Origin of the sequence: Cellulomonas taurus (assembly GCF_012931845.1) — a bacterium.
GTDB lineage: Bacteria > Actinomycetota > Actinomycetes > Actinomycetales > Cellulomonadaceae > Cellulomonas > Cellulomonas taurus.
In genome coordinates this window covers 2,864,342-2,889,168 of record NZ_CP051884.1, presented here as the reverse complement: position 1 = coordinate 2,889,168, position 24,827 = coordinate 2,864,342, and the positions used below count along the sequence as shown (strand labels likewise).

At 72.3% G+C, this 24,827-nt stretch carries 26 protein-coding genes; 16 read left to right on the top strand and 10 right to left on the bottom strand.

Annotation, left to right across the window (positions count from 1 at the left end; all coding sequences use genetic code 11):
- Positions 1 to 44 precede the first annotated feature (44 nt).
- The 5 genes from HGK68_RS13405 to HGK68_RS13385 all read left to right on the top strand — a co-directional run bounded on the left by HGK68_RS13405 (position 45) and on the right by HGK68_RS13385 (position 5,001).
- On the top strand, positions 45 to 1,358 hold the full coding sequence (locus tag HGK68_RS13405) for an EAL and HDOD domain-containing protein (protein WP_169166414.1): 1,314 nt from the start codon (positions 45 to 47) through the stop codon (positions 1,356 to 1,358).
- A gap of 64 nt (positions 1,359 to 1,422) precedes the next feature.
- Positions 1,423 to 1,806, top strand: a complete 384-nt coding sequence (locus tag HGK68_RS13400; protein WP_169167130.1) for a cold-shock protein — start codon at positions 1,423 to 1,425, stop codon at positions 1,804 to 1,806.
- Entirely contained in the window at positions 1,806 to 2,567 is a 762-nt protein-coding gene (locus tag HGK68_RS13395; RefSeq protein ID WP_169166413.1) for a DUF3027 domain-containing protein, read from the top strand. The genes HGK68_RS13400 and HGK68_RS13395 overlap by 1 nt, the downstream gene beginning before the upstream one ends.
- A complete protein-coding gene (locus HGK68_RS13390; RefSeq protein ID WP_169166412.1) occupies positions 2,564 to 3,793 on the top strand; it encodes an MFS transporter in 1,230 nt (409 codons plus the stop codon). The genes HGK68_RS13395 and HGK68_RS13390 overlap by 4 nt, the downstream gene beginning before the upstream one ends.
- Positions 3,794 to 3,837: 44 nt before the next feature.
- Entirely contained in the window at positions 3,838 to 5,001 is a 1,164-nt protein-coding gene (locus HGK68_RS13385) for a glycosyltransferase family 4 protein (RefSeq protein WP_169166411.1), read from the top strand.
- On the opposite strand, the gene HGK68_RS13380 is transcribed toward HGK68_RS13385, so the two are convergent.
- The 4 genes from HGK68_RS13380 to HGK68_RS13365 are packed head-to-tail and all read right to left on the bottom strand — an operon-like array spanning position 4,986 to position 9,023.
- The gene (locus HGK68_RS13380) at positions 4,986 to 5,810 is read right to left on the bottom strand and encodes a glycosyltransferase family 2 protein (protein WP_246260379.1); all 825 of its coding nucleotides are present in this window, start codon (positions 5,808 to 5,810) and stop codon (positions 4,986 to 4,988) included. The genes HGK68_RS13385 and HGK68_RS13380 overlap by 16 nt on opposite strands.
- Positions 5,804 to 6,811, bottom strand: a complete 1,008-nt coding sequence (locus tag HGK68_RS13375; protein WP_169166410.1) for a glycosyltransferase — start codon at positions 6,809 to 6,811, stop codon at positions 5,804 to 5,806. Before HGK68_RS13375 ends, HGK68_RS13380 begins: the two co-directional genes overlap by 7 nt.
- On the bottom strand, positions 6,808 to 7,902 hold the full coding sequence (locus HGK68_RS13370) for a glycosyltransferase (RefSeq protein WP_169166409.1): 1,095 nt from the start codon (positions 7,900 to 7,902) through the stop codon (positions 6,808 to 6,810). The genes HGK68_RS13375 and HGK68_RS13370 overlap by 4 nt, the downstream gene beginning before the upstream one ends.
- Positions 7,899 to 9,023, bottom strand: coding sequence for a glycosyltransferase family protein (locus HGK68_RS13365; protein WP_246260378.1), 1,125 nt, complete (start codon positions 9,021 to 9,023; stop codon positions 7,899 to 7,901). The genes HGK68_RS13370 and HGK68_RS13365 overlap by 4 nt, the downstream gene beginning before the upstream one ends.
- A gap of 122 nt (positions 9,024 to 9,145) precedes the next feature.
- On the opposite strand from HGK68_RS13365, the gene HGK68_RS13360 reads away from it, so the two are divergent.
- From HGK68_RS13360 to HGK68_RS13335, 6 genes are all read left to right on the top strand, one after another.
- Entirely contained in the window at positions 9,146 to 10,153 is a 1,008-nt protein-coding gene (locus HGK68_RS13360; protein ID WP_246260377.1) for a glycosyltransferase, read from the top strand.
- Entirely contained in the window at positions 10,150 to 11,373 is a 1,224-nt protein-coding gene (locus HGK68_RS13355) for a glycosyltransferase family 2 protein (RefSeq protein ID WP_246260375.1), read from the top strand. The genes HGK68_RS13360 and HGK68_RS13355 overlap by 4 nt, the downstream gene beginning before the upstream one ends.
- Before the next feature lie 126 nt (positions 11,374 to 11,499).
- The gene (locus tag HGK68_RS13350; protein ID WP_169164733.1) at positions 11,500 to 11,766 is read left to right on the top strand and encodes a hypothetical protein; all 267 of its coding nucleotides are present in this window, start codon (positions 11,500 to 11,502) and stop codon (positions 11,764 to 11,766) included.
- Positions 11,763 to 14,039 (top strand): hypothetical protein, encoded by a 2,277-nt coding sequence (locus HGK68_RS13345; RefSeq protein WP_169166408.1) that lies wholly within the window; start codon positions 11,763 to 11,765, stop codon positions 14,037 to 14,039. Before HGK68_RS13350 ends, HGK68_RS13345 begins: the two co-directional genes overlap by 4 nt.
- Positions 14,036 to 14,701, top strand: coding sequence for a hypothetical protein (locus HGK68_RS13340; protein ID WP_169166407.1), 666 nt, complete (start codon positions 14,036 to 14,038; stop codon positions 14,699 to 14,701). Before HGK68_RS13345 ends, HGK68_RS13340 begins: the two co-directional genes overlap by 4 nt.
- 8 nt (positions 14,702 to 14,709) lie before the next feature.
- Entirely contained in the window at positions 14,710 to 15,375 is a 666-nt protein-coding gene (locus tag HGK68_RS13335; protein WP_169166406.1) for a hypothetical protein, read from the top strand.
- 46 nt (positions 15,376 to 15,421) lie between these two features.
- Here the strand turns inward: HGK68_RS13335 and HGK68_RS13330 are convergent, their stop codons facing one another.
- Genes HGK68_RS13330 through flgN form a run of 6 tightly spaced genes read right to left on the bottom strand, consistent with a single transcriptional unit; the run spans position 15,422 to position 20,143 of the window.
- The gene (locus HGK68_RS13330; protein WP_169166405.1) at positions 15,422 to 15,664 is read right to left on the bottom strand and encodes a DUF2530 domain-containing protein; all 243 of its coding nucleotides are present in this window, start codon (positions 15,662 to 15,664) and stop codon (positions 15,422 to 15,424) included.
- Positions 15,665 to 15,694: 30 nt separating this feature from the next.
- Entirely contained in the window at positions 15,695 to 16,894 is a 1,200-nt protein-coding gene (locus HGK68_RS13325) for an EAL and HDOD domain-containing protein (protein ID WP_169166404.1), read from the bottom strand.
- 17 nt (positions 16,895 to 16,911) lie between these two features.
- Positions 16,912 to 17,322 carry a flagellar assembly protein FliW gene (locus tag HGK68_RS13320; RefSeq protein ID WP_169166403.1) on the bottom strand — a complete coding sequence of 137 codons (411 nt, stop codon included), beginning with the start codon at positions 17,320 to 17,322 and terminating at the stop codon, positions 16,912 to 16,914.
- Positions 17,319 to 18,203 carry a flagellar hook-associated protein FlgL gene (gene flgL / locus HGK68_RS13315; protein WP_169166402.1) on the bottom strand — a complete coding sequence of 295 codons (885 nt, stop codon included), beginning with the start codon at positions 18,201 to 18,203 and terminating at the stop codon, positions 17,319 to 17,321. The genes HGK68_RS13320 and flgL overlap by 4 nt, the downstream gene beginning before the upstream one ends.
- Positions 18,200 to 19,636 carry a flagellar hook-associated protein FlgK gene (gene flgK, locus HGK68_RS13310; protein WP_169166401.1) on the bottom strand — a complete coding sequence of 479 codons (1,437 nt, stop codon included), beginning with the start codon at positions 19,634 to 19,636 and terminating at the stop codon, positions 18,200 to 18,202. The genes flgL and flgK overlap by 4 nt, the downstream gene beginning before the upstream one ends.
- A gap of 24 nt (positions 19,637 to 19,660) precedes the next feature.
- Entirely contained in the window at positions 19,661 to 20,143 is a 483-nt protein-coding gene (flgN, locus tag HGK68_RS13305; protein WP_169166400.1) for a flagellar export chaperone FlgN, read from the bottom strand.
- Positions 20,144 to 20,444: 301 nt separating this feature from the next.
- Between flgN and HGK68_RS13300 the strand changes: the two genes are divergently transcribed.
- From HGK68_RS13300 to HGK68_RS13280, 5 genes are all read left to right on the top strand, one after another.
- The gene (locus tag HGK68_RS13300; RefSeq protein WP_169166399.1) at positions 20,445 to 21,302 is read left to right on the top strand and encodes a sigma-70 family RNA polymerase sigma factor; all 858 of its coding nucleotides are present in this window, start codon (positions 20,445 to 20,447) and stop codon (positions 21,300 to 21,302) included.
- Positions 21,303 to 21,406: 104 nt separating this feature from the next.
- Complete coding sequence (locus tag HGK68_RS13295; protein ID WP_169166398.1) at positions 21,407 to 22,588, top strand: flagellin N-terminal helical domain-containing protein; 1,182 nt, start codon at positions 21,407 to 21,409, stop codon at positions 22,586 to 22,588.
- A gap of 80 nt (positions 22,589 to 22,668) precedes the next feature.
- Positions 22,669 to 24,021, top strand: a complete 1,353-nt coding sequence (gene fliD, locus HGK68_RS13290) for a flagellar filament capping protein FliD (RefSeq protein ID WP_169166397.1) — start codon at positions 22,669 to 22,671, stop codon at positions 24,019 to 24,021.
- Positions 24,022 to 24,035: 14 nt separating this feature from the next.
- Positions 24,036 to 24,476, top strand: a complete 441-nt coding sequence (locus HGK68_RS13285) for a flagellar export chaperone FliS (protein ID WP_169166396.1) — start codon at positions 24,036 to 24,038, stop codon at positions 24,474 to 24,476.
- The gene (locus tag HGK68_RS13280) at positions 24,466 to 24,786 is read left to right on the top strand and encodes a hypothetical protein (RefSeq protein ID WP_169166395.1); all 321 of its coding nucleotides are present in this window, start codon (positions 24,466 to 24,468) and stop codon (positions 24,784 to 24,786) included. Before HGK68_RS13285 ends, HGK68_RS13280 begins: the two co-directional genes overlap by 11 nt.
- The last annotated feature ends 41 nt before the right edge of the window (positions 24,787 to 24,827 follow it).

Sequence of the window (24,827 nt, the reverse complement as noted above, 5' to 3'; positions counted from 1 at the left end):
TGGAAGGGGTCGTACCATTCCCCGCCCGGAGGGACCGCAGCTCGATGCCCCACCGCCGCCTTGCCGTAGGCCCGGCCCACCAGGTCTGTGTCGCGCGCCAGGGCATCCACGACGTCCTGGGTCGCACGATCGGGCACGAACTGCTGTTCCGCCCGTCGGCCACCGCGGAGAGCTCCGGCCTCGGCGGGGTGGAGAGCATCGACGACAACCGGGCCACCGCCTCGGTGATCGCCGCCACCCTGACCGCCTTCGGGGTGGACGACCTGGCCGGACACGGCGACCTGTTCGTCAACGTGCCGCGCTCGTTCCTGGTGGACGAATTGCCGGTCGCGCTGGATCCGCACCGGGTGGTGCTGGAGGTCCTGGAGCACGTGCCGCCGGACGAGCAGGTGCAGGCGGGCATCGCCTCCCTGCGCGAGCGCGGCTTCGGGATCGCGCTGGACGACATGGTCCCGGACGACCCGCGCTGGCCGCTGCTGCGCTTCGCCGACTACGTGAAGGTCGACATGTCGGACCTCGGCGACGACCTGGCATCCTTCGCCGCCACGCTCCGCGAGGCGGCACCCACGGCGGCCCTGGTGGCCGAACGGGTGGAGACGGAGGAGGACCTGCAAGCAGCCCAGGACGCCGGGTTCCCGCTGTTCCAGGGCTACTTCTTCCGCCGCCCGACGATCTTCACCCGCCCGGCCCTGGCCCACCACGCCGTGGTGGCCGGGCGGCTGCTGGTCCAGCTCGGCGACCCGCAGGTGTCCTACCGCCGGCTGGCGCGGCTCACCGCCGCCGACCCGGCGATCGCGCTCAAGGTGTTCCGGATCGTGAACTCGGTCTCCGGTGCCGGGCGGACGGTGCGGCACCTGCACCAGGCGCTGGTGCTGCTCGGCCGGGAGCGACTGCGCGCCATGCTGGTGCTGGAGGTGCTGGCCACCGCCGGTCACCACGACGACGAGATCCCGCTCGCGGCGCTGGCGCGCACCCGGGCGGCCGAGATCCTGGCCCCGCACGACGCCCTGGAAGCCTCCACCGAGGCACTGGTGCGCATGATGAGCGACCTGCTGTCCGTGCCGATGACCGAACTGGACCCGCAGCTGCGCCGGCGCGCGCCGAGCGTGGCGGTGGTCGAGGCCTGCGACGTACTGGACGACTACCTGGACGCGATGGGGTCCGAGCGGTCGCCGGTGATCCCGGAACCCTTCACCGGACTGCAGGTGTCGATGGTCTACCTGACGGCGCTGCGGGAGGCCCGGGCACTGCTCGCCACCGTCTACCAGCCCGCCGTCGGACGCCGGTCGGGGCCCGCGCTGCCCACCCAGGGGGTTCAGCTGCCCACCGAGGTCCCCCAGGCGGCGACCGACCGGTAACCTGGGACGGTACGTGCCGCCCGGGCGATCCGGTGCGGCCCCGACGAACACCCAGGGGAACTTCGTGCCCACCGGCAAGGTCAAGTGGTTCGACGCCGACCGCGGGTTCGGCTTCATCGCCGCCGAGGACGGCAGTGAGGTCTTCCTGCACGCCTCCGCGCTGCCCGCGGGGATCGGCACCCCCAAGCCCGGCACCCGGGTCGAGTTCGGAGTCGCCGACGGACGTCGTGGTCCGCAGGCGCTCTCTGTCAAGATCCTGGACCCGGTGCCCTCGGTGGTCCGGGCCACCCGCAAGCCCGCCGACGACATGGCGGTGATCGTGGAGGACCTGATCAAGGTGCTGGACCGGGTGGGCAACGACCTGCGCCGCGGCCGGTACCCGGAGAAGGGTCGGGCGACCCAGGTCTCCACCCTGCTGCGGGCCGTCGCCGACGACCTGGAGGCGTGATGGCAGCCGCCGTGCGGGTGAAGGAGCCGGTGCTGACCGGTGCCGTGGAGCTGGCCCGGGCCGCCGCGGTGGAGATCGCCGAGCAGCCCGACCACGTCGGCGAGCACCTCGGTGCCACCATCGAGGAGGACCGGCTGGTCTCCCACCGGTTCGCCTGCACCGCGCGCGGCTACCGGGGGTGGGTGTGGACCGTCACGCTGTCCCGGGTGCCGCGGGGCCGGGTCGCCACCGTCTGCGAGTCGGTGCTGCTGCCCGGTGACGACGCCGTCCTGGCGCCCGCCTGGCTGCCCTGGGACGAGCGTCTGCGCCCCGGTGACATCGGGCCCGGTGACGTGCTGCCGTTCAAGCCGGACGACCCGCGCCTGGAGCCGGGGTGGACGCCGACCGGCGACCCGGAGCAGGACGAGGTCGCCATCGAGGAGCTGGCCCTGGCCCGGCAGCGGGTGCTCTCGCCCCGCGGGCTGCACGAGGCCGCCGACCGGTGGTACCGGGGCAGCCAGGGTCCGACCAGTGCCGGAGCCGTGGCCGCTGCCGCGGGCTGCCTGACCTGCGGGTTCCTGATCCCGTTGCAGGGCCCGCTCGGTGCGGTCTTCGGGGTGTGCGCGAACGAGTGGTCGCCGGACGACGGCAAGGTGGTCGCCCTGGACCACGGCTGTGGCGCGCACTCGGAGACCGACGTGCCGGACCGGCCCTCCGACTGGCCCGCCCCGGCGCCGATCATCGACGAGCTGGTGGTCGAGGTGACCCCGAACGACGCATGACGGCAGCGACGCCCCCGATCCGGACGCTGATCGCCTCGGCCTACGCCCCGGCGGCATTGTTCGAGACCGGGCTGGGGGCGATCACCCCGGTGATCCCGCTGCTCGCGGTGCGGCTCGGCGGTGGCCTGGGTGAGGGTGCGCTGGTGGTGGCGCTGCTCGGGGTCGGACTGATCCTGGGTGACGTCCCGGCCGGTGCCCTGGCCGCCCGGATCGGCGATCGACGCGCGATGCTGATCGCGGCGCTGGTGGCCGGGGTGGCGCTGACCGGCTGCGCGCTGGCCCCGTCGCTGCTCACGCTGGCGCTCGGCGTGCTGGTGGTGGGTGCGGTGTCCGCGGTCTTCCACCTGGCCAGGCAGTCGTTCCTCACCGAGGTGATCCCGGTGGCCCAGCGCGCCCGGGCGCTGTCCACGCTGGGCGGGGTGGGCAGGATCGGGGCGTTCCTCGGGCCGTTCCTCGGTGCCGGTCTGCTGCACCTGGCGCCGCTGCGTTCGGTGTTCTGGCTGGCGGCGGGCATGTCGCTGCTGGCCGGCCTGGTGGTCGCCCTGGCCCCGGATGTGGACCGTGACGGTGCCACCCGAGCGGCGCACGGCGCGGGGCCGGGGGCGTGGGCGCTGCTGCGTCGGCACGGCCGGATGTTCGCGACCCTGGGGCTGGCCGTGGTGCTGGTCGGGGCGGTGCGGGCGACCCGACAGGTGGTGCTGCCGATCTGGTCCGAGCACCTGGGCATGGCCCCGGCGACCACCAGCCTGATCTTCGGGCTGTCCGGTGCCGTGGACGTGCTGCTGTTCTACCCGGGCGGGCGGTTGATGGACCGCCGCGGCCGGTTGTGGGTGGCGGTGCCGTCCATGCTGATCCTGGGCGGGGCGATCGCGCTGCTGCCGCTCACCGGCTCGGTGGGCACCCTGGCGGTGGCGGCGATGGCGATGGGCTTCGGCAACGGGATCAGTTCCGGGGTGTTGATGACCCTGGGCGCCGACGTGGCGCCGCCGGAGGCACGGGCCACCTTCCTCGGGGTGTGGCGGGTGTTCCAGGACTCCGGCACCGCGGCCGGGCCGCTGGTGGTCTCGCTGGTCGGAGGCGCGATCGGTCTGGCCGGGGGCATCGTCACGATGGGGGTGGCCGGGTTGGTCGGCGCTGCGGCGCTGGCCCGGTGGGTGCCCCGGTGGTCCGAACACGCGAACGCCCGGACCCGGGCGGCGGCGGCCCGGCGGCGACTGGCGCCCTGAGACGCTCGACCTGCCATCGCCGCGCAGGTCAGCGACGATGGAGCATGCCCTCGCACTGGTTGATCGCCACCACCGAGTACGCCGGGCTGACCCCCTACACCGGCGGCATCGGGCGGCACTACGCGGCGCTGGCACCCGCCCTGGTCCGCGCCGGTGCCCGGGTGGATCTGCTGCTGCTCGGCGGCGACCCGGTGCCCGCGCAGGAGGTGGCCGGGGTCCGCGTGCTGGCGGCACCGGGGGTCACCGGTCCCTGGCACCGGGCGGGGGTGGTGCGGGCGGCGTTCAGCGCGGGGCGGTACGACCGGGTCTTCCTGCCGGAGTGGGCGGCGCTCGGGGTGCGGCTGCCGACGGAGGCGCCGCTGCTGACCAATCTGGCCACCAGCACCCGGTTGATCAACGAGATCGCCGGGTTCACCCCGCGCAGCTTCGGTGTGCGGCAGGGCACGGCGATCCGGGTGCAGCAGCGCCGGGAGGACCGGCAGGTGCGCCGGTCGGCGGGGCTGATCGCGATCTCCCGGGCGATGCTGGCCTGGAACCGGCGCACCCTCGGGTCCCTGCCTCCGGCCCGGGTGGTGCGGAACTGCATCGACGTGGCGGGGGTCCGGGCGGCGGCCGGGTCTGCAGCGCTGCCGGAGGGGTGGCCGACCGGCGCCGGTCCCGTGGTGCTCTTCCTGGGGCGGCTGGAACGGCGCAAGGGGATCGTCGAGGCCTTCGGTGCGTTCGCGGAGCTGAGTCGACGCCGACCGGATGCCCGCCTGGTGCTGGCCGGGGCGAGCGGCGACCGGCGCTTCGAACCCGACCGGCCGACGCTGCTCGGCATGCTGCCAGCGGCGGCCCGTGAGCGGGTGACCTGGCTCGGTCACGTGGCCGGACCCGCCCTGCACCGGGCGGTCGCCGCGGCGACGGTGACGATCTGCCCGTCCCGCTGGGAGGGTTTCGGCAATGCGGCGCTGGAGGCCAAGGCCGTCGGCAGCCCGGTCGTGCTGACCAGCGGCAGCGGCTACGACGACTTCTGCACCGACGGGGAGGACAGCCTGCTGGTGCCCCCGGGTGAGGCTCCGGCCCTGGCGGCCGCGATCCTGCGGCTGCTGGACGACCCGGCACTGGCCCGGCGACTGGGGGAGCGGGCCCGGGCTGGTGCCGATCACTACACCGCCGACCCGGTGGCGGCGGACCTGCTGGCGGCAGCCGATCAGCTGCTCGGCTGAACCGTCGGCTCCCGCACCCAGTCGGTGCCGTCCCAGCGGATCGCCCCGGCCTCGGCGAAGGCCTCCAACCACCCGGTCATCGGCCACCAGCCCCAGCGGCGGGCGAACAACCGGCCGTTGCGCAGGATGTCGTCCAGGTGCTGCCACGGTGGGCTGCTGGTCGGGTGGTGCTGGTGATACGCGTGCGCCCCGCCGACCCAGGCGAGCGGGATGTCGGCGGCCCGCAGCGCACAGGCGAAGTCGGTGTCCTCACCGCCGTAGCCCTGGTAGCGCTCGTCGAACCGTGGCCCGGTGGCCCAGCGGTCGGCGGTGAGGGCGAAGGACAACGACCAGAACAGCGGATAGTCGTCCGGCGCGGCCGGGACGACCACCCCGGACGGCGGCGCGGGTCGCGCCGGGTGCGGGCGGGTGGCGGCGGTCAGCACCGCCGGGTCGTCCACGTCCACCCCCGGCGGCAGGTAGGTCACCGGACCGCAGAGCACGGCATCCGGATGCCGGACGGCGGCCGCCTGGTAGCGGTTCACCAGCTCGGGTCCGGGCACGCAGTCGGCGTCCAGGAAGACCAGCAGGTCGGCACCGAGGTCGACAGCCCGATCGGCGGCCGCGTTGCGGGCGGCCGCCAGGCGCAGGCCGTCCGGACCGGGCGGCAGCCGCAGCACGGCGTCCACGTCCAGCGCGGGCGGTCGGTCGTCCCCGACCCAGGCGATCACGGTGCGGGTCCGGGGCGCGTCGCGCAGGGCGTGCAGCTGGTGGCGCAGGTGGTCCAGCCGAGGGGCGGAGCACAGGGTGACGACGGCGCGGGTCAGCATCCGGCACCGCCTCGGGCGACCTGATCGATCACCTCGGCCGCCCGGGCCGCCGCACCGTCGGTCCGCCACCGGGACCAGTCGGGGCGCAGCGCCGCCGCCCGGTCCAGCAACTCCGGCCACGCGGCGGGCTCCGGCCAGTCGTCGGCGACCACGGCCAGTCCGGCGGCCGCCAGAGCGGCGGCGGTGGCGTGCTGCTCGTCGAAGGGCCGCGGCTGCGGGACGACGACCGCGCGGGCCTGGGCCACCGCCAGGTCGGCGATCGCGTTCTGCCCGGCCCAGGAGACCACGGTGTCGGCGGCGGTGAGCGCGGACCACGGGTCGGCGGACCAGGTCACCGAGGCCGCCGGGGTGCCGAGCAGGGTCCAGCGGCGGTCGGGGGTGGCGGCCACGGCGGACTCGATCTGCTCGCCGGTCACCGTCGTGCCACCCCGGCCGCCGAGCATCAGCACCCCGGAACGTTCGGTGGTGGGCACCGCACGGCCCTCGAACCGGCTGATCCCGCCGACATGCACCACCTTCTCCCGCACCGCGTCCAGGTGAGCGGCCGGGACCAGATCGGCGGGCCACGGGGCGAGCACCCGGGTCGCCGCGCGCAGACCGAGGGTGTGCGGCAGGTCGTCCCGCCGCCCCGGCTGGGCGATCAGCACCGGGGGGATGCCGAGCAGCCGGGCGAAGAGCGTCACCTCCACCGACACGTCGACCACCATCGCGCTGATCCCGTGCCGCTCCACGGCGTCGGCGATGGTGGTGAGGCGGCGGCGGTGGCCGGGGTGTCCGAGCGGTGCCCAGTGCAGCAGGCCGTCGGCGGTGGGCGCGGGGGTCTCGCCCTGGTCGTCGCGGTCCAACGGCACCCACCGGCAGTGCGCGGGCAGGTCGTCGGGCGCTGGCAGCGAGCTGAAGCAGAACAGGTCGGCGTCCAGGTGCGGGGCGATGGCGCGCAGCCGCCCCAGATGCCCGGAGCCGTGGTGGTGCACGTACCAGCCGATCACGGGTCGGCTCATGCGAGGAGTTCCACCGGGCGACCGGCCAGCTCGCCGAACACCCGCTCCAGGGTGTCGGTGCGCGCGTCCAGCGACCAGTGCCGGCGCGCGGTCGCCCGGATCGCGGCCCGGAACTCCGGAGTGCTGCGGCGGGTCAACCGGCGGGTGGCCTCGGCCAGCGCACCCAGGTCACCGGGCGGGGCGGCGATCATCCCGGTGGCGCGGCGGGCGATCTCCACGATGCCGCCCACCCCGAAGGTGGCGACCGGGGTGCCGCACATCAGCGCCTCCGGCCCGACGAGACCGAACGGCTCTGCCCACGCCGGGGTGCCCAGGGCGCAGGCGCTCGACCCGATCAGCGCGGCCAGCGCCGACTGGTCCAGCAGGCCCGCGTACCGCACCGACGTCCCGTCGACATGCGGCAGCACCTCCCGGTCGGCGTACTCCTGGTCCCCGATCCGGCCGGCCAGGGTGAGCGGCATGCCCAGCGCCCGGGCCACGGCGATCGCGACGTGCGGTGCCTTCTCCGGCACGATCCGGCCGAACCACACCAACCCGTCGCCACCGGGCCCCAGCGGCCAGTCGTCGGCGGCGATCCCGTTCGGCAGCACGGTCGCGTCCACCCCGACCCGGGTCCACTGCTCGCGGGTGTGCTCGCTGACCGCCAGGAACCGCACCGACCCGGCACCGGGCAGCGCGTCCACCAGCTCCGGGTCCAGCGGGGTGTGCAGGGTCGACACCATCGGGACGCCGAGCTCCGCCGACCGCCGCAACGGCAGTCCGTGCAGGCAGTGGTTGGAGAGCACGTCGAACCGGCCTCGCACCAGGTCCAGCGCACGGTCCAGCGCCGGGACCGAGCGGGTCAGGTACCCGGGCGGATAGGTCGAGTCGGTGGGCCGCGTGCCGGTCGGCCAGGACAAGGACGGCAGCACGAACTCCGGCGGGCCGTCGTCCAGGAAGTCCGATCCCTCGACCCCGATCAGGGACACCTGGTGCCCACGGGCCCGCAGAGCCCGGACCTCGTTCCACACCGCCGACTCCAACCCCCCGGCGTGCGGACGGCGGATCGGGAACCGCAGGGGGGCGATCACGCAGATCCGCAGCGGGGTCATCGGGCGGATCCGGCGAGCAGCTCGCGGTACAGGTCCCGGTGCCGGGTGCTGACGCGCAGGTCGGCCACCACGCGCAGCTCCCGGCGCTCGCGGACCACGGCGTCCCGGTCGCCGGTGCCCGCCCGGGTCCCGGTCGTCAGCAGCCGGTGCAGGGCGGCGGCCAGCTCGCCGGGGCCGAAGACCGCCACCGAGCCGTCCGGGTGCTGATCGCCGTAGTGACCCACCGCGGGCGCCGCCACAGGCACGCCGAGGTCCCAGCACAGTTCCAGCCAGCCGGAGTGGGTGCCGTGGGCGTAGGGCAGCACGCAGGCGTCCAACCCGGCCAGGCTGCGCTCCAGCTCGGCGTCGTCCAGGCGGTCGTGCTCGATCAGGGTGACCAGCGGGGAGGACGCGCACAGCGCACGGATCGCGTCCCGGGCGCGGGGGTCGCGGACCGAGCGGTGCATCCGGATCTCGGCCCGGGTGCCGAGCCCGTCCAGCGCCGGGTCGGCCAGCGCCGACAGCAGGGCGCGGGTGGCACCGATCGGGTCGACGTTCGGCCGCAGGTCCTTCAGGTGCAGGCCGATCACCCGGCAGCCGCCGGTCGGCTGCACCCGGGGTGCGCTGCCGGACAGCAGCCGGGGATGCGGCAGCACCAGGGCGCGGCGTCCCCAGCGTGCGGCGATCTCCGCTGCGGCTCCAGGGGTGAGCGTGATCAGGGCGTCCACCCGGGGGACGAGCAGGTCCAGCTGGGCGACGTACCGGCTCTGGTCGGTCAGCTGCGGGTGGTCCAGATCGTGCACGGTGAGCACCACCGGCCAGCCGACCGCGTGGGCGGCGTCGACACAGGCGGCCAGGTGCTCCGGGGTGAAGGACTCGGTGCCGAAGTGCAGGTGCAGCAGGTCGGCGTCCGCTGCGTGAGCGGTGATCCACTCCGGATCGAGCACCACCGGCGGCCACCACTGCCCGGGCGCTGCCCCCTCCGGCGCGGGGTCCGGCAGCACCATGACCTCACGGTCCGCGGTCACCCGGGCGACATAGGGGTGCCCGGCAGGAACCGAGACCACCCGCACCGGCTGCGCCGTCGCGGGGGAGACCACCGGGCGCATCGCGCCGCTGGTGGTCTGGGACAGGAGAGACATCCGGGTCCTTCGAACGTGCCGTGCCGCGGGGACCGCCCGGTTCTGGAGCGGCGCCGTGCTGTGGCGGTCTGCGCAGTCTCGCGCGGTTGCCGACCCCCCGCGACTCCACGACGATCACCCTGGTGACCACCCCTGATGTTCCCGTCCATCTGCTCACCGGACCGCCCCGGCACGGGGTCGCCCGGTACACCCGCGATCTGGTCGCACAGATGCCCGGGGTGCCCGTCGTCACGGCGCAGGACCCGGCCGAGCTGGTGGCGGCGGTGGCCGGTCACCGCCGGGCGCATCTGCAGTTCACCGACCGACTCGTGGCGTCCTCCCCGGAGGGCGCGGCGGAACTGGTCGAGGCGATCGCCGGTCGCACCCGGCTGACGGTCACCCTGCACGACGTGCCCCAGGAGTCGGACGGGGCGCGGAACCTGGTGCGCCGGGGTGCCGCCTACGCCCGGGTGTGCGCGGCGGCCGACGGGGTCGCGGTGAACAGCCGACACGAGGCGGCGCTGCTGGGCGAGCACGGCGTGGCCGACCGACCGGTGCGGGTGATCCCGCTCGGCGCGGGCACGCTGCCGATCCCGGTCCTCCCACCGCCGAGCGGCGCCGGGGTGACCGCGCTGATCGCGGGCTGGATCTACCCCGGGAAGGGGCACGACGACGTGGTGCGGGCGGTGGCAGCGGCTGCGCGGCGCCTCGGGTCGACCACCGGGACGGTGCTGGCGATCGGCGCCCCGTCCCCCGGACACGAGGACGATGTCCGCCGGCTGACCGCGCTGGCCGCCGACCTCGATGTCACGTTCACGGTGACCGGGGGACTGGACGACGCCGACTACGCGGCCGCGCTGCGCGGTCCCGGCGTGCCGGTCGCCGCCCACCGGCACCTGTCGGCGTCCCGGAGCCTGCTGGACTGGGGGGAGCAGGGACGACGGCCCCTGGTCGCCGAGTCGCGCTACGCGGCCGAGATGGCAGGACTGCGGCCGGGCACCCTGGTCACCTACCCGGACGACGGGCTGGTCGAGGCGCTGGTGCGGGCGGTGCGGGACCCGGGATCGACGGTGCTGCCGCCGGGGACATCGCTGCGGCCGACCCTCGCCGACGTGGCGGCTGAATACCTGCGCTGGTGGGCGGAGTCGTGACCGCGCTTCCCGGGAACCGTTGGGACCTGCTGGACGGCGTGCAGCCCGCCGAACCGCCCACCGTCTCGGTCATCGTGGCCCACTACGACCAGCCCGAGCAGCTCGCGCGCACCCTGCACGCGCTGTCCCGCCAGGACCACCCGGCGGAGCGCACCGAGATCCTGGTGGTGGACGACGGGTCGCCCACCACCCCGGTGGTCCCGGCACACGTGCGACTCCTGCGGCAGGACGACCGGGGCTTCCGACTCGCCGCCGCCCGCAACCTCGGTGCCGCCGCCGCGACCGGTGACGTGCTGGTGTTCCTGGACGCCGACACCGCTCCCGAGCCCTCCTACCTGCGCGAGCTCACCCGGCTCCCGGCGTTGGCCCCCGACTGCCTCACCGTGGGTCGCCGACGGCACGCCGAGCTGTCCGGCACGCCGATCCACGACCCGGTGGAACAGCTCGGACCGGCCCGCGAGCTGCCCGAGCCCGCCTGGCTGATCGACGCCTACCGTCGTTCGCGCAACCTGCTCGATGCCGACGACCGGTCCTACCGGCACGTGATAGGTGCCGTCACCGCCTGCCACCGCACCCTGTTCGACGCCGCCGGGGGGTTCGACGAGTCGTTCACCTCCTACGGCGGTGAGGACTGGGAGTGGACCTATCGCGCCTGGCTGGCGGGGGCGGTCCTCGCCCATGTGCCCACCGCCGTCGCCTGGCACGACGGTCCGGAGTGGTCCGACCGGGGCGACGCGGCCAGCCTGACCGCGAAGAACGCCGAGACCCTGCTGCTCACCGACCTGATCCCGGTGCCGGGGTCGCGCGGCCGTGGGCTGCCCAGCGCACACGCCGACACCGTCGTGCTGCCGCCCCCGGGGGTGAGCCCGGCGCAGCGGTTCGTCAGCCTGGACTCGGTGCTCGCGACGCTGCCCGGTGCGGTGGCGGGCGGGATCGGTGACCGGGTGCGGATCGTGGTGCAGCTCGACCACCCGCTGCGCGTCGACGGGGACGCGGTGCGCGAGGCTGTGCGCCGACTCGACGCCGAACAACTCGGTGAGCTCACGCTGCTCCACCCCGAGGGCCGCCGACTGCTCCGGGTGCGCGCCACCCGCGCCGAAGCCCGGGAACGCCGGTGGGGGCGGACCGATCTGTTCCCCCGGGCCGAGGTGGTCACCGATCAGGTGCGGGTGCTGGCCGGGGAGCCGGATCTGGAGGCGTACCTCGGCGGGTGGGGCTGAGTAGCACTACTCAAATCCGACAAGACCGCACTCAATTCCTGCTGTTCAGCGCCCATCACCGACCGTGCGGCGATAGCTTCCTCGCGCGCGTTGAGCCGATTCAGTGCGCAGGCAGGAGGGTGTGTCGTGGGCGAGCTGGTGCTGGACTCGGGCGAGATGACAGCGGTGGCGGGTGAGCTGTCCCGGGCCGGGATGGGGATGTCGGTGCTGCGTCCCGGGATCGGTGCGTGCGGGTCGGCCGGTGTCGCGGAGGCGTTCGGGCAGGCGTTCACGATGGTGTACGACCAGCAGTCGAACCTGGCTGAGAGTTGGACCGGGTTGGGTGCTCAGGCGCGTGCGGCTGTCGCGGTGATGCAGCAGGCGGATGCGGCGTTGGCGGGTGCCGGGTCGTGAGCGAGGCTGACCGGTTCCCGGACCGGGGTGATGTGTCGGTGGTGCGGAGCGCCGGGTGGCAGATCGAGGATGTCGCGGCCGAGGTGCTGGAGCGTCGTCAGATCGCTGGTGCTGCGCGGGGCCGGGTGAGCGATCAGGTGTGGGCCGGGCAGGGCGCGCAGGCGATGGTGGCGTCGTGCGTGTCGGTCGAGCAGCTGGCCGAGGCCACGGCGCAGGGGTGGGCGCGGGTGTCGCAGGCGCTGATCGATTACGCCAACGGGTTGTTCCTGCTGCAAGAGGAGGGTGATGCGATCCGGTGGCGGTTGAGCAACGGTGAGCAGGAAGTGGCCGCGTATCAGGCGCAGCTGACGTCGGCTCGCTCGACGGTGGACCTCGCCGATTCCGCGGGTCACCTCCGGGCGGCGTCCCTGGAGCGAGAGACAGCTGAGGCGCGGACCGCCGTCCGGTTCCAGGAACGACTGCTGGAGGAGCTCGGGGAGCGGCGCCGGGCGCTGGACGCGCGGATCATCGCCGCCTTGCAGACAGCTCCGGGACCGGGTGCCACCGCGTGGACCCAGATCGCCTACCGGTCCGGTGGCACACCGAGGAACGTCGACGACGTGGTCGAGGACCTGCTGGAGCGGATCGGCTCCGACAAGCGCACGGGCGCCGATTACGACCTGGTCGCGCAGTTCCTGATGATGTACTCCGCCGACGATGAGGTGATGGCCCGGTTCTACGACGGGCTGGGACCCGAGGGTCTGACCGGCTTCATGGCCGAGTTCGCCACCGCCGACGATCTGCACCACGCATTCCGCGGCGGGGTCAGTGCCGCGACGCTCTCCGGGCTGCTCGGTGTGGGGCTGGCCACCGCGTCGACCACCTGGGACGCCCCGACCGCGCAGGGCTGGGGCACCGGCCTGGTGGACACCATGGACGGTTACGCCCGTTCGATGATCGTCCCGTCCCTGCTGGGGACCCCCGGACTGAACCCCCAGGTCGCCGTGGGCGCGTTCACCCGGGTCGAGCAGATCCGGGCCGGTGACCCCGAGCGGTTCGCGCTGATCACCCGGGCCTCACTGCCGACCATCGACTTCTACGGGTACACCCGCGCCGAGTACGACGCCGAGGTGCGCCGGAACCTCGGCGGGTCGGTGCCCACCCTGATGGGCGCGATCTTCGACCAGCTGACCGCCATCCCCGCACAAGCCATGGACCTGCTGGGCGCGGACGGGGTCAGCGACTACTGGTTCGGGCGCTACGACTGGGGTGATGACGGGTTCGAGGGACCCGCAGCGCTGATCGACGCGATCGTGAACAGCTCCGAAGGGCTCCAGGCGCACAGCAACGACCCGCTGGGCGCGACCTGGACCGGGATCGTGCAGTTCGCTGCCCTGGCCACCGAACGGCTCGGCGGGAACCAGCACCTGCAGGTCGGGACCATGTCCGGTGCCGCGCAACTCGACATCGCGCAGGCGCTGGCCACCTTTGTGCCGGAGATCGGTGCCGATCTCGGCGGCATGGTGACGGTGGCCGAAACGGAAGATGGGCAGGACAAGGCAACGGTCCTCATCGATGGCCGGTTGGTGGAGGTCCCGGCGTTCGGGGTGCCGTTGGGGAACCTGTCCCGGGTGTTGGGGATCGCGACCACTGACCTGGCAGCACTGGGGACGATCGGTGCTGCCGTCGGTGACTACGGACAACAGGTGTTCGCACACGTCACCGGGGCGGGTCACCCGGATCGGGAGACGGCTGAGAAGCTGCTGCGCGGGTTGGGAGGTGTGTACGGGCTGACGCAGGCGTCCTGTACCGCCGAGGCAGCCCACCACGCCGAAGCCCTCGACGCCCAGTCCCGTCAGGACCTGGACACCATGATGCGAATCATCGGGATCATCCCCGGGGTCAGCACGGGCTCAGCAGCCGTGGACTGGCTGATCGACATCGCCGCCGGGAACCTCGACCTGCTGGCCCAAGACCACTGGGGCGACATGCTCTCCCCGGAGGAGATCACCGCCATCCGCGAATCCGCCACCGGAAACATCACCGAGCAGGCCGGGATCGACCAAGGGCACGCCACCCTGCAGAACGCACTCGACCAGGGCCTAGTCGGCCCGTGGGAGCAGATCGACCCCGCCTACCCCACCACCGCCCAGACCCTGGTCAATGAGGCGATGACCGAGTACGGAGACAAAGCCACCGCGCTCAACAGCCCCACCACCGACGACATGTACGACGTCACCACCATCGACGAGGACGGCGACCGCCATTCGGTGAACCGGGGAGACATGCCATGACCGCCCGCACCCGCCGACGCATCCTGACCGCGCTCATGCTCGCGGCCGCCCTGGTATCGGCTGCGTGCACCGATGACTCGACCGCTGAGCCATCGCCCACCGGTCCGCCGTACCCGGTTGCGGACATCGCCCCGCTCGAACCGGCCCTGGATGCCGCTGCCCCGTTCGAGGACCACCCGGCGGTGCAGATCATGCGCACGACCAGCATGATCGGGGCGTGGTCGACGCTGATCGGCACCAGGGAATTCGCGCAATACACCCAGTACTTCGACCCCGCGCGAGAACCCGACCTCAGGCCCGCGCCACCGCAATACCGTTGGATCGCCATCGGTCCGAAACCTCGGGTGATTGTGTCGGTGACCGACAACGCCGACGGTTCAACAGTGGTGCGTTCGTGCGGGTACACCACCGATGAGGTCAGCAAGGACACCGGTGAACCACGCGACTATGTCAGTGCCCAGCAGCGAGGTCTCCTGGTCGATACCACCCTCAGCCCGCTCACTGACGAGGAGATCGCTCGTCTCACCGACCTCGGTCTCGACCCGCCCGCCCTGTGGGTGCGCGGCAACCAGACTGTGACAGGCGACTGCGACCCCTCGTCGGCCACCGTGCAGCACTTCGCCGACTGGCGTGAGTACGCACCGATCGGCCACTACTCATGACCCGGCCCATGCCACTGCGCGCCGGGCGACGAGCGATCGCCGTCGTGGCCGTGATCGCCGCGCTCGTGCTGGCTGCGTGCACCGATGACACGACAGCTGAGCCTTCGCCCACGGGTCCGCCGTACCCGGTCGCGGACATCGCCCCGCTCGAACCGGCTCTGGATGCTACGGCCCCGTTCGAAGACCATTTGGCCGTCCAGATCATGCGCACCACCAACATGATCTGGGCCTGGTCCGAACTCACCGACACCCGGGAGTTCGCGCAATACACCCAGTACTTCGACCCGGCCCGCGAACCCGACCTCAGGCCCGCGCCGCCGCAATACCGGTGGGTGTCGATCGGCCCCGCGCCGCAGACCGTACAGTCGGTGACGGACAATCCTGATGGCTCGATCGTCGTTCGCTCGTGTGGGTACACCACCGACGAGGTCAGCAAGGACACCGGTAAATCACGCGATTACGACAATGATCAGCGCCAAGGAATCTTGGTCGACACCACCCTCAGCCCGTTGACGGAGGCTGAGATCGCTCGTCTCACGGACCTCGGTCTCGACCCGCCCGCCCTGTGGGTGCGTGGCAACCAGACTGTGACAGGCGACTGCGACCCCTCGTCGGCCACCGTGCAGCACTTCGCCGACTGGCGTGAGTACGCACCGATCGGGCACTACTCCTAGTCGTCGTCAGCCGACGGGCCGTGGGCAGCGCGAGCCGTACTGTCCGTCAGCGCCCAGGCCGCTGCCGCACCCACCACAGCCCCGCCACCCCGAGCAGCCCGCCGACCGCGCAGGTCACCGGCCCGTGTGGCCCGATCGGGCCGGTCAGCCACAGCACCAGCGCCACCACAAAGGCGACCGCCCACGCGACGATGCCGAACCGGAACACCGGACGCAGACTCACCGGCACCGGGTCGGGGGTGGGTCGGCGGCGTTCGGGGCGCAGCGCGAGCTGCAGGAATGACGGCACGGAGGCCAGCCTAGGGGGTGGTGCGGGGCCTCAGTTCCCCCCGAACGCCAACGACGTCGCCGTCGCCAGCGCCTGCGGCACCGCCGCGAGGTAGGCGTGCGCCACGTCCCACGGTTCCAGCCCGGTGGCGGCGACCGCGTCGGAGTCGTTCTCCTCGTGGGCGAGCACCGCGGCGAGCACGTGGCCGTGGTGACCCTCGTGGCGCAGCAGGGCGGCGGACAGCTGGTCGGAGATGCCGGTGCGCTCGACCAGGTCGGTGAGCTCGATGGCCTGCTGCGCGGCGACCGCCGACAGCAGTCCGACGGTGTACCCGGCGTCGTCACCGGCGAGGGTGCGGCAGGTCATGGCGCGGGTGAGCACGGTCCACAGCGCGGCGACCGTGTTGGGTCGGGCGTCGATCAGGGAGGCGATGGCCAGGGCGTGCAGCTGCCGGGGGCCGACCAGGACGACCGCCTGGCGGACGGAGTCGACCTCGGTGCGCAGGCCGAAGGCGGAGGAGTTCACCAGGTGCAGCACCCGCATGGACAGCTCGGGGTCGGCGGCCACGGTGGTGACGACGGCGTTCTGGTCCACCTGGTCGGCGGACAGGATGCGCAGCAGTTCGAGGCACTGGAGCTCGCCGGCGTTGAACGCGCGGCGCACGGGTGTCTGGTCGCGCTGGAACATCGGGCCCTGGAGCAGGTCGGCGCCGAGGTCGATGCCCCGGGCGATCCGCTCGGTGGTGTCGGCGCGCTCGGCGATGACCGCGGCACCGGCGTGGTGGGCACGGTCGACCAGCAGGGCGAGCTGGTCGTCGTAGCGGGCCAGGTCGATCTTGACCAGGGCGACCCGGTCGAGCAGGCGGTCCTGCGGTGCCGAGCCGTCGTAGTCGGCCAGCGCGAGCCGGGAGCCGCGCTGCTGGGCCAGGGCGACCAGGGCGTCGATCTCGGGGTGCCGGGCCAGCGTCGGGGTGATCTCCAGCATCAGCCGTTCCGGGTCACCCCAGATGGAGGTGGTCCCGGCGAGCACACCGACGGTGCCGCGGAGCAGCACGAGCCGGTCGGCGGCCAGACCGGAGAGGTCGAGGGCCGCGTACTCGGCGTCGGCGTGCTGCTCGGCGAGCTCGTCGGGCAGCGGGCGACCGTCGGTCCCGGTGACCCGGACCTGGACGGCGTAGCCGTAGACCGAGCGGTCGGGCTGCACCACGGGCTGGCGCAGGACGGTGACGGTGCCGACTCCGACGGTGGTCATCGCTTCTCCAGGGAGGGTCACGGGCGGCCGAGCGGCGCGCGCAGCGGCCAGTCGTCGGTGAGGACGGTCTGCATCGCAGCGCCGGTGGCCGGGTCGACCAGCAGCGGGGCGAGCAGGTTGGCGGTGGGCGGCTGCGTGCCCTGCGCCGGACGGACCACGACCAGGACCCGGAGCTGGTCGGCACCGAGCTGGGCGTGGACGTCGGCGCCGATCCGCGGGGTGTAGTCCGGGAAGTACGGCTCCGGGTCGACGACGAACAGCCGCACCGGTCGGGCGCCCTCGGGGGCCGAGCGCAGGGCGTACAGCGATCCGGACTCGTCCAGGGCGGACACCTCGAACTCGGTGTGCTCGTCCAGGCCCGGCATGGGCGTGGTCAGGTGCAGCGTGGTGGGCAGCACGAGCGGCGTGGTCTCAAGCGTCATGGTCATCGCAGGTAGTCCAGGAGAGTCGGCTGGAGGACCTTGGCGGCGGCCCCGAGGGCGCCCTTGTAGGCGACCTCCTGGGTCTGCAGGTCCAGGATGATCTGCGCCAGGTCGATGTCCTCGATCTCCGACAGACGCGTCTTGCTGTTCAGCGTCTGGTCGACGATCCGGCTCTGCGCCGTCTCGACCTGGTTGGTGCGCGCACCCACCGAGGCGACCTCGGTGAGCATCGCGGTGATGTGGCCGTCCAAGGCATCGACCTGGTCGGTCGGGTCGCCTCCGGCGCGCAGCGTGGCGGAGATCGTGTCGAGCAGGGCGAACACCGAGTCGGGCCCGTCGCCGAAGACGGCGCTGCCGGTGGAGTCCACCCGGACAGTGGTGCCGTCACCGACCGTGCGGGTGACGCTGCCGCTGGCGACGCCGCGGAAGGTGCCGTCGTCGGCGAACGCGCCGCCTGCGGTGGTCCCGGCGAAGACGCTGCGACCGAGGTAGCTGGTGTTCGCCTGGCGCAGCAGGTCGGCCTTCAGTCCGTCGATCTCCTCGGCGAGCGCGATCCGGGAGGTCTGGCCCAGGGCCGCGTCACCGCCCTGGAGGGTGAGCACCCGGACCCGGCGGGCGTCGGCCAGCGAGGTGGTCAGGGCGTCGCCGACCGTGGTGAGCCAGGCCTTGCCGTCGGCGGCGTTCCGGTCGTACTGGTCCAGCATGCGCTGCTCGTCGCGCAGGCGGAGCATGTCGGAGGCACCGGCCGGGTCGTCCGAGGGACGGTTGATGGTCTTCCCCGAGGACGCCTGCGACTGCAGGTCCGCCATCTTCTTCAGATTGTCCTGCAGGTTGTTCAGCGTCGAGTTGCGCACCGTCAGATGCGTCACCCGTCCGATCGCGGTCATCGGCCCACCACCCCCGTGCGGTTGATCAGCGTGTCGAGCATCTCGTCGATGGCGGTGAGCACCCGGGCGGCGCCTTCGTAGGCGCGCTGGTAGGCGAGCATGTTGATGCTCTCCTCGTCGGTGTCCACCGAGGTCTGGGCCAGCTGCTGTGCCTCGGAGGTGGCCCGAGCGGCCTCCGCGACCGAGGACCGGGAGGACGCGCTGGCGGCGCGCACGCCGAGCTGGACCACGGCCGCGGACCAGGTGGCGTTCGGGCCGGTGGTGTCGGTGGCCAGGGCGGCGAGCTTGTCGCCGATCGACCCGTCCAGCGCACCCGCGCCCGCCGCCGCAAGTCCGATGTCCTTCGGATCGGTGATCGCGACCTTCAGGCCGAGGGCGGCGGGCTTGCCCGCCTCCAGGGCGAAGAAGTCCCCGGCGGTGGTCGCGGTGGCGTAACCGGCCTCGGTGTACGCGGTGGAGTGCAGCGCGTTCACCTGCGTGGCGATCTGGGTGGCCAATGCGTTGTAGCCGGTGGCGGCCTCGGTGAGCATCCCGCCCGTGCCGGTGGCGTTCGGCGGGGCGAGCACGGTCAGCAGCCCGGCGACCCGGCCGCCGTCCAGTCCGGCGCTCGCCTGGTTCTTGGCCCAGACCACCGACACCTGTTCACCGGCCATCGCCTGGTCGAAGTTCTTCGCCCCGGTGACCTCCAGGGCGTTCGCCTTGGCGCCGTTCACCAGGGCGTTGCCGGCGACCATCACGTCGACGGTGCCGTTCTCCTGGATCCGGACCGAGGCGCCGACCAGGCCGGAGAGCTGGGTGATCAGCTGGTCGCGGGCGTCCATCAGCTCGTTGGCCGAACCGCCGGCGTTGGTGATCGACAGGATGCGGTTGTTCAGGTCGGCCAGGTTGTTCGCCGTGGTGTTGACCTGGGTGACCAGCGACTGGGTCGTGGTCAGCGTCTGGTTCCACTGGGTCTGCGCACCGTTGTAGAGGGTGGCGATCCGGTTGGTGACCGCGGTCGAGCGCTCCAGGAGCACCGACCGGGAGGCGGAGGTGTTGCTGGACTTGGCGGCCTCGGACCACGCGGTCCACATCTCGGTGAGCTGGCTGGACAGCCCGGTCTTCCCGGGCTCGCCGACCGCGTCCTCCAGCTGGGTGTAGGAGGCGCTGATCTGCTTGAGGTAGGCGGCGCCGGAGGTCTCGGTGCGCAGCCGGGCGTCGACGAAGATGTCGCCCATCCGCTCGAAGCCGCTGGTGAAGACCCCCTGGCCGACCCCGGAGGAAGTGGCGAACATGGAGGGGACCGACGAGGCCGGCAGGGACGACATCGTGGCCCGCTGGCGGGTGTACCCCACGGTGTTGGCGTTGGCGACGTTCTGGCCGGAGACCTCCAGCCCCTGCCGCTGAGCGATCAGCGAGGAGAGCGCGGTGCCGAGTCCGGAAAAGGTGCTCATCGTCTACTAGTCCTCATCTGCCGGTCAGAACGACCGGTCGATCAGCTGGGCGGTGCGGTCCGAGGCGGCGGAGTTGCCCTGGCCGTCGTAGGTCTGCACGGAGTCCTGCAGTGAGAGCAAGGTCTCCTGGGTGGCGCGGTGGCTCATCGCGAGCAGCTCGCGGTTGCCGTCGGCGAGCTGCGCGATCTCCGTGGTGAGGGTGACGAAGGCGTCGCGGTGCGCCCGCAGCAGCTCGTCCCAGGGGGCGGGGGCGTGCTCCGCCAGGGCGGCCAGCGAGGAGCCGGCGGGCAGCTCCAACTCGAAGGCGACGGCATCGGATTCGACCGAGCGGCCGAGTTCGGCGTCGCGGATCTGGTCCAGCACCGTCTCCACCTCGCGGGTGGCGTGGGCCAGCCAGCGGGTGCGGCCGCTGGTCAGCAGCAGCTGCTCCTCCTCCAGCTTGAAGAGCAGGAGTTCGAGCAGGTGTCGCTCGGTCCACAGGACGTCGGACAGCTCGCTGAGCGCCATCGCGCGGGTCTCCTTCGCTGGGGTGGTGTGGGTGCTACCCCCTGCTCATCGGTCGTCCGGTGAGGGATGTGAACAGTCCCGGCGAATCCCAGGGTCCTCCCAGGTGAATCGGACGGATCGGACGACTGTCACTGTGACGTGCATCACACCCAACCGGGTGTCACCCGGAGGAATGGGGTCGCTTGTCCGATTCGTCGACCGGATAGGTCCGAAATTCCGGTATTTCGGGGAGGAATCGGACAAGCGATGAAGTTCCTGGGAAACGCTCAAGGCCATTCAGCGCGGGGCCGAGAACCGGATCGTGAACAACGCAGCCGCCCCCGCCGCCGACGACCTGGTCGTCGCGAACCTCCCGCTCGTGGGCTACCACGTCAGCGAGGTCCTCGCCCGGGTGCCCGCCACCGTCAGCCGGGAGGACCTGGTCTCGGCCGGGCACCTCGCCCTGGTGTTGGCCTCCCGTGCCTACGACCCGGAGACCGGGGTGCCGTTCAGCCGGTACGCCGCGCTGCGGATCCGGGGCGCGCTGATCGACGAGCTGCGTTCGATGGACTGGGCCAGCCGTGGCGCCCGGCACCGCGCCCGTGAACTGGGTGCCGCCAGCGACCGACTGACCGCGACCCTGGGCCGCACCCCGTCGCGCACCGAGCTCGCCAGCGAGCTGGGCACCGATGTGGCAGCGGTGGACCAGGCCCGCCAGGACGCCGAGCGTCGGGTGCTGTCGATGGACGCCACCGTGCACCCGGTCGCCGACCTGGTCCGGGACGAGGCGCCCGGCCCGGAGGACAACGTCCTGATGGGGGAGCGGCTGCGCTACCTGCGGGCGGCGGTCGAGACGCTGCCCGAGCGACTGCGCCTAGTGATCGAGGGCCTGTTCCTGCAGGACCGGTCGGTGGCCGAACTGGCGGAGGAACTGGGCGTCACCCAGTCCCGGATCAGCCAGCTGCGCACCGAGGGCCTCGGTCTGATGAAGGACGGGCTGAACGCGAGCCTCGACCCGGAGCTGGTGCCGACCGGTGCCCGCCCGGACGGCGTGGCCGAGCGCCGTCGCCGGTCCTACTTCGCCGCGGTGGCCAGCCGGGCCGCCATGTCCGCCGCCGCCGCACCGCACACGGTGCCGACGCAGCACACCCCCGCGGAGCACCAGACCTTCGCGGTCTGAGAACTTCCGCCCCCAAAACCCTCAGCCGGGTTCCCGCCCGGCCGATGTGACCGGGTGAGCCCACGGATGGGCCACCTACGACCCCACTCACGGAGGAAACGATCATGGGTCTGTCGATCAACCAGAACCTCGCGGCGATGAACTCGTACCGCAACCTGTCCAACACGCAGAACGACCTGAGCCGTTCGCTGGAGAAGCTGTCCTCCGGCCTGCGGATCAACCGCGCGGCGGACGACGCAGCCGGCCTGGCCATCTCCGAGGGCCTGCGTGCCCAGATCGGTGGCACCCAGCAGGCAGTGCGTAACGCTCAGGACGGCATCTCGGTCGTGCAGACCGCTGAAGGCGCCCTGACCGAGACCCACTCCATCCTGCAGCGGATGCGGACCCTGTCCGTCCAGGCCTCCAACGACGGTGGTCTGTCCGACACCGCCAAGGGCAACATCCAGGACGAGATGGACCAGCTCAAGACCGAGCTGACCCGGATCTCCGACACCACGCAGTTCAACGGCACCAAGCTGCTGGACGGCAAGTACTCCGGCACCTTCCAGGTGGGCGCCAACACCTCGGCGCAGGACAAGATCACCGTGGACCTGACCCGTGCCAACGGGCTGTCCTCGGAGGGTCTGGGTGTCAACGGCATCAACGTGACCGCCGTGGCCTCCGACGCCACCGCTGCCACCGTCACCAACGCCGTGGCCGGCACCGCCGGTTCGGTCGCCATCGCCAGCCTGGACGCGGACACCTCGCTCAAGGGCCTGAACGGCACCATCTCCATCGGCTCCAAGTCCCTGGACCTCGCCTCGGTGAAGTTCGAGGGCACCGGTGCCACCGGCGCCGGCACCGCCGACCTGGCCACCCTGAACACCGCCCTCACCAAGACCTTCGGTGCTGGCGTGACGGCGGCGTTCGACGCCACCGACGGCCTGGTCATCACCGGCACCACCCCGGCAGCGGACGCGTCCGCCTCCGCCGTGGCCGCCGCTTCCCCGACCTTCACCCAGAAGTCCGGGGCGACCGAGGCGATCGACCTGATCGACGCCGCGATCACCGACGTGTCGAAGACCCGTTCCCAGCTGGGTGCGGTCCAGAACCGCTTCGACCACACCATCAACAACCTCAACGTCGCGGTCGAGAACCTGACCGCCTCGGAGAGCCGGATCCGCGACACCGACATGGCGAAGGAGATGGTCTCGTTCACCCGCGCCCAGATCCTGTCCCAGGCCGGTACGGCCATGCTCGCGCAGGCCAAGTCGATCCCGCAGAGCGTGCTGCAGCTCCTGCAGTGATTCTGTAGTCCACGGGCGGCGAGTCGGACCCACATCCGGCTCGCCGCCCGTGGCGCATCATCGGAGAGGAACATCCCGCCATGGCCGGAATGGGCATCGACGGACTCGTCAGCGGTCTGAAGACCAGTGACGTGATCGACAAGCTGATGGCCGTGGAGGCCAACCAGCAGACCCTGCTGAAGTCCAAGAAGTCCTCCACCAGTTCCCTGGTCGCGGCACTGCAGGCGCTGAACACCAAGGTCGCCTCGCTGGCCACCTCGGCGAAGACCGCCGCCACCGCCACCTCCTGGCAGGCCGTGAAGGCCACCACCTCCGACTCCGCCGTCGCCGGCGTCTCGATCGGTGAGAGCGCCACCCCCTCCACCCTGACCTTCCGGGTGGACGCCGTGGCCGCGTCCCAGTCGACGATGTACTCCCTGCCCGCGTACTACGACGGGTCCCCGAGCTTCACGCTGACCGCCGCCGACGGGTCGACGCAGACCCTCACTCCCGTGAGCAGCAACATCACCGACGTGCTGGCGGCCTTCAATGCCGACGGCACCGGGGTGAAGGCCTCCGCCCTGAACGTCGGCACCGCCGACAACCCGCAGATCCGGCTGCAGTTGACCGCCACCGAGACCGGTGCCGGACATGCCTTCACCCTCACCGCCGACAACCCGCTGGACGGGTCCAGCCTGACCACGCAGTCGATCCGCGCCGCCTCGGACGCGAAGATCACGCTGTGGCCGGGCTCCGACGCCGAGTCCGCGGTCACCTCGAGCACCAACACCTTCACCGACCTCGCCACCGGCGTCACGGTGAATGCGGTCAAGACCAGCACCGACCCGGTCACCGTGACGATCAGCCGCAACGACGCGGCGCTCAGCTCGCTGGCGTCCGGTCTGGTGAACAACCTGAACACCGTGCTGTCCGAGATCGCCTCGCGCACCGCCAGCTCCACCGGCACCGCCTCCGACGGCGGCAAGCTGATCAAGGGTGGCCTGCTGTCGGGCAACACCACGGTGCGGCTGCTCCAGCAGGAGGTCACCCGGGCAGGGTCGGCCGCGGTGGGCGACAGCTCCGCCGCGCAGGTCGGCATCGTGCTGAACAAGGACGGCACCTTCACCTTCGACGCGGACGTCTTCGCGACGGCGATGGCCGCCGACCCCGCCAAGGTGCAGAAGGTCATCACCACGCTCGCGGGCAACGTGGAGAAGGTCGCGACCACCGCCTCCGACACCACCAAGGGCACGCTGACCAGCCAGATCACCACCTGGCAGGGCGAGGTCGACGACCTGACCGACCGGATCGCGAGCTGGGACACCCGGTTGACCGATCGACGGGCCGCCCTGGTGAAGACCTACGCCGCGCTGGAGGTCTCGTTGTCGAACCTCCAGTCGCAGTCCGACTGGCTCTCCGGCCAGATCGCCCAGCTCAACTCGAACTCGAAGTGACGGGGGACCGGAAGATGGCTGGCATCGACGCCTATCGCTCGCGCTTCCTGGCTGACGCGGTCGCCACCGCCGGCCCGGCGAAGCTGCTCACCATGCTGTACGACCGGCTGGTCCTCGACCTCGACCGGGGCGAGGCAGCACTGCGGGAGGGTCGCCGACCGGAGGGTGTCCAGCAGGTGGCCCACGCCCAGCAGATCGTCGCCGAGCTGATCGCCGACCTGGACGTGGACGCCTGGGAGGGCGGCGAAGGGCTGCTCGCGCTCTACACCTTCGCGCTCTCCGAGCTGATCGAGGCCGGGCTGACCGGCGACGCCGACCGGGTGGCCGGGGTGCGCGGCGTCATCGCCCCGCTGCGGGACACCTGGCACGAGGCGGCGGCGAGCATGTCCGCCGACGTGCCGACCCAGCGGGCCGGAGTGCTCGGAGCCCCCACCGGGGTGCTCGGTGTCGGCTGACCTGCTGGACTGGGAGGTCGCCTGGCTGTCCGCGCTGGACGAGCTGGAGCTGGCGGCCGACGACGCCGAGCGGCTGCTGGCCGCCGCCCACCTGCCCCTGGTCGAGGTGCCTCGGTGGACGCCGCCGCACGGACTGGGTCCGTTGCCGCTGGAACTGAAGGACCGGGCCGAGGCACTGCTCGCCCGACACCTCGACCTCGCTCACCGCACCGCCGCGGCCGCCGCGATGAGTCGCCGCGAGGCCGCCGTCGTGCAGCAGATCACCGCCAAGGCACCCGCCCTGCCGGTGTACCTCGACGCCGAGGGTTGAGACGGCTTTTACGGCAATTCGGACAATGCCCGACAGAATGC

Bases quoted from the DNA above. Each gene is read 5' to 3' on its own strand.
- HGK68_RS13405 (WP_169166414.1), top strand. From the start codon at position 45: ATGCCCCACCGCCGCCTTGCCGTAGGCCCGGCCCACCAGGTCTGTGTC.
- HGK68_RS13395 (WP_169166413.1), top strand. From the start codon at position 1,806: ATGGCAGCCGCCGTGCGGGTGAAGGAGCCGGTGCTGACCGGTGCCGTG.
- HGK68_RS13390 (WP_169166412.1), top strand. From the start codon at position 2,564: ATGACGGCAGCGACGCCCCCGATCCGGACGCTGATCGCCTCGGCCTAC.
- HGK68_RS13385 (WP_169166411.1), top strand. From the start codon at position 3,838: ATGCCCTCGCACTGGTTGATCGCCACCACCGAGTACGCCGGGCTGACC.
- HGK68_RS13380 (WP_246260379.1), bottom strand. From the start codon at position 5,810: ATGCTGACCCGCGCCGTCGTCACCCTGTGCTCCGCCCCTCGGCTGGAC.
- HGK68_RS13375 (WP_169166410.1), bottom strand. From the start codon at position 6,811: ATGAGCCGACCCGTGATCGGCTGGTACGTGCACCACCACGGCTCCGGG.
- HGK68_RS13370 (WP_169166409.1), bottom strand. From the start codon at position 7,902: ATGACCCCGCTGCGGATCTGCGTGATCGCCCCCCTGCGGTTCCCGATC.
- HGK68_RS13365 (WP_246260378.1), bottom strand. From the start codon at position 9,023: ATGTCTCTCCTGTCCCAGACCACCAGCGGCGCGATGCGCCCGGTGGTC.
- HGK68_RS13340 (WP_169166407.1), top strand. From the start codon at position 14,036: ATGACCGCCCGCACCCGCCGACGCATCCTGACCGCGCTCATGCTCGCG.
- HGK68_RS13335 (WP_169166406.1), top strand. From the start codon at position 14,710: ATGCCACTGCGCGCCGGGCGACGAGCGATCGCCGTCGTGGCCGTGATC.
- HGK68_RS13325 (WP_169166404.1), bottom strand. From the start codon at position 16,894: ATGACCACCGTCGGAGTCGGCACCGTCACCGTCCTGCGCCAGCCCGTG.
- HGK68_RS13320 (WP_169166403.1), bottom strand. From the start codon at position 17,322: ATGACCATGACGCTTGAGACCACGCCGCTCGTGCTGCCCACCACGCTG.
- flgL (WP_169166402.1), bottom strand. From the start codon at position 18,203: ATGACCGCGATCGGACGGGTGACGCATCTGACGGTGCGCAACTCGACG.
- flgK (WP_169166401.1), bottom strand. From the start codon at position 19,636: ATGAGCACCTTTTCCGGACTCGGCACCGCGCTCTCCTCGCTGATCGCT.
- flgN (WP_169166400.1), bottom strand. From the start codon at position 20,143: ATGGCGCTCAGCGAGCTGTCCGACGTCCTGTGGACCGAGCGACACCTG.
- HGK68_RS13295 (WP_169166398.1), top strand. From the start codon at position 21,407: ATGGGTCTGTCGATCAACCAGAACCTCGCGGCGATGAACTCGTACCGC.
- fliD (WP_169166397.1), top strand. From the start codon at position 22,669: ATGGCCGGAATGGGCATCGACGGACTCGTCAGCGGTCTGAAGACCAGT.
- HGK68_RS13285 (WP_169166396.1), top strand. From the start codon at position 24,036: ATGGCTGGCATCGACGCCTATCGCTCGCGCTTCCTGGCTGACGCGGTC.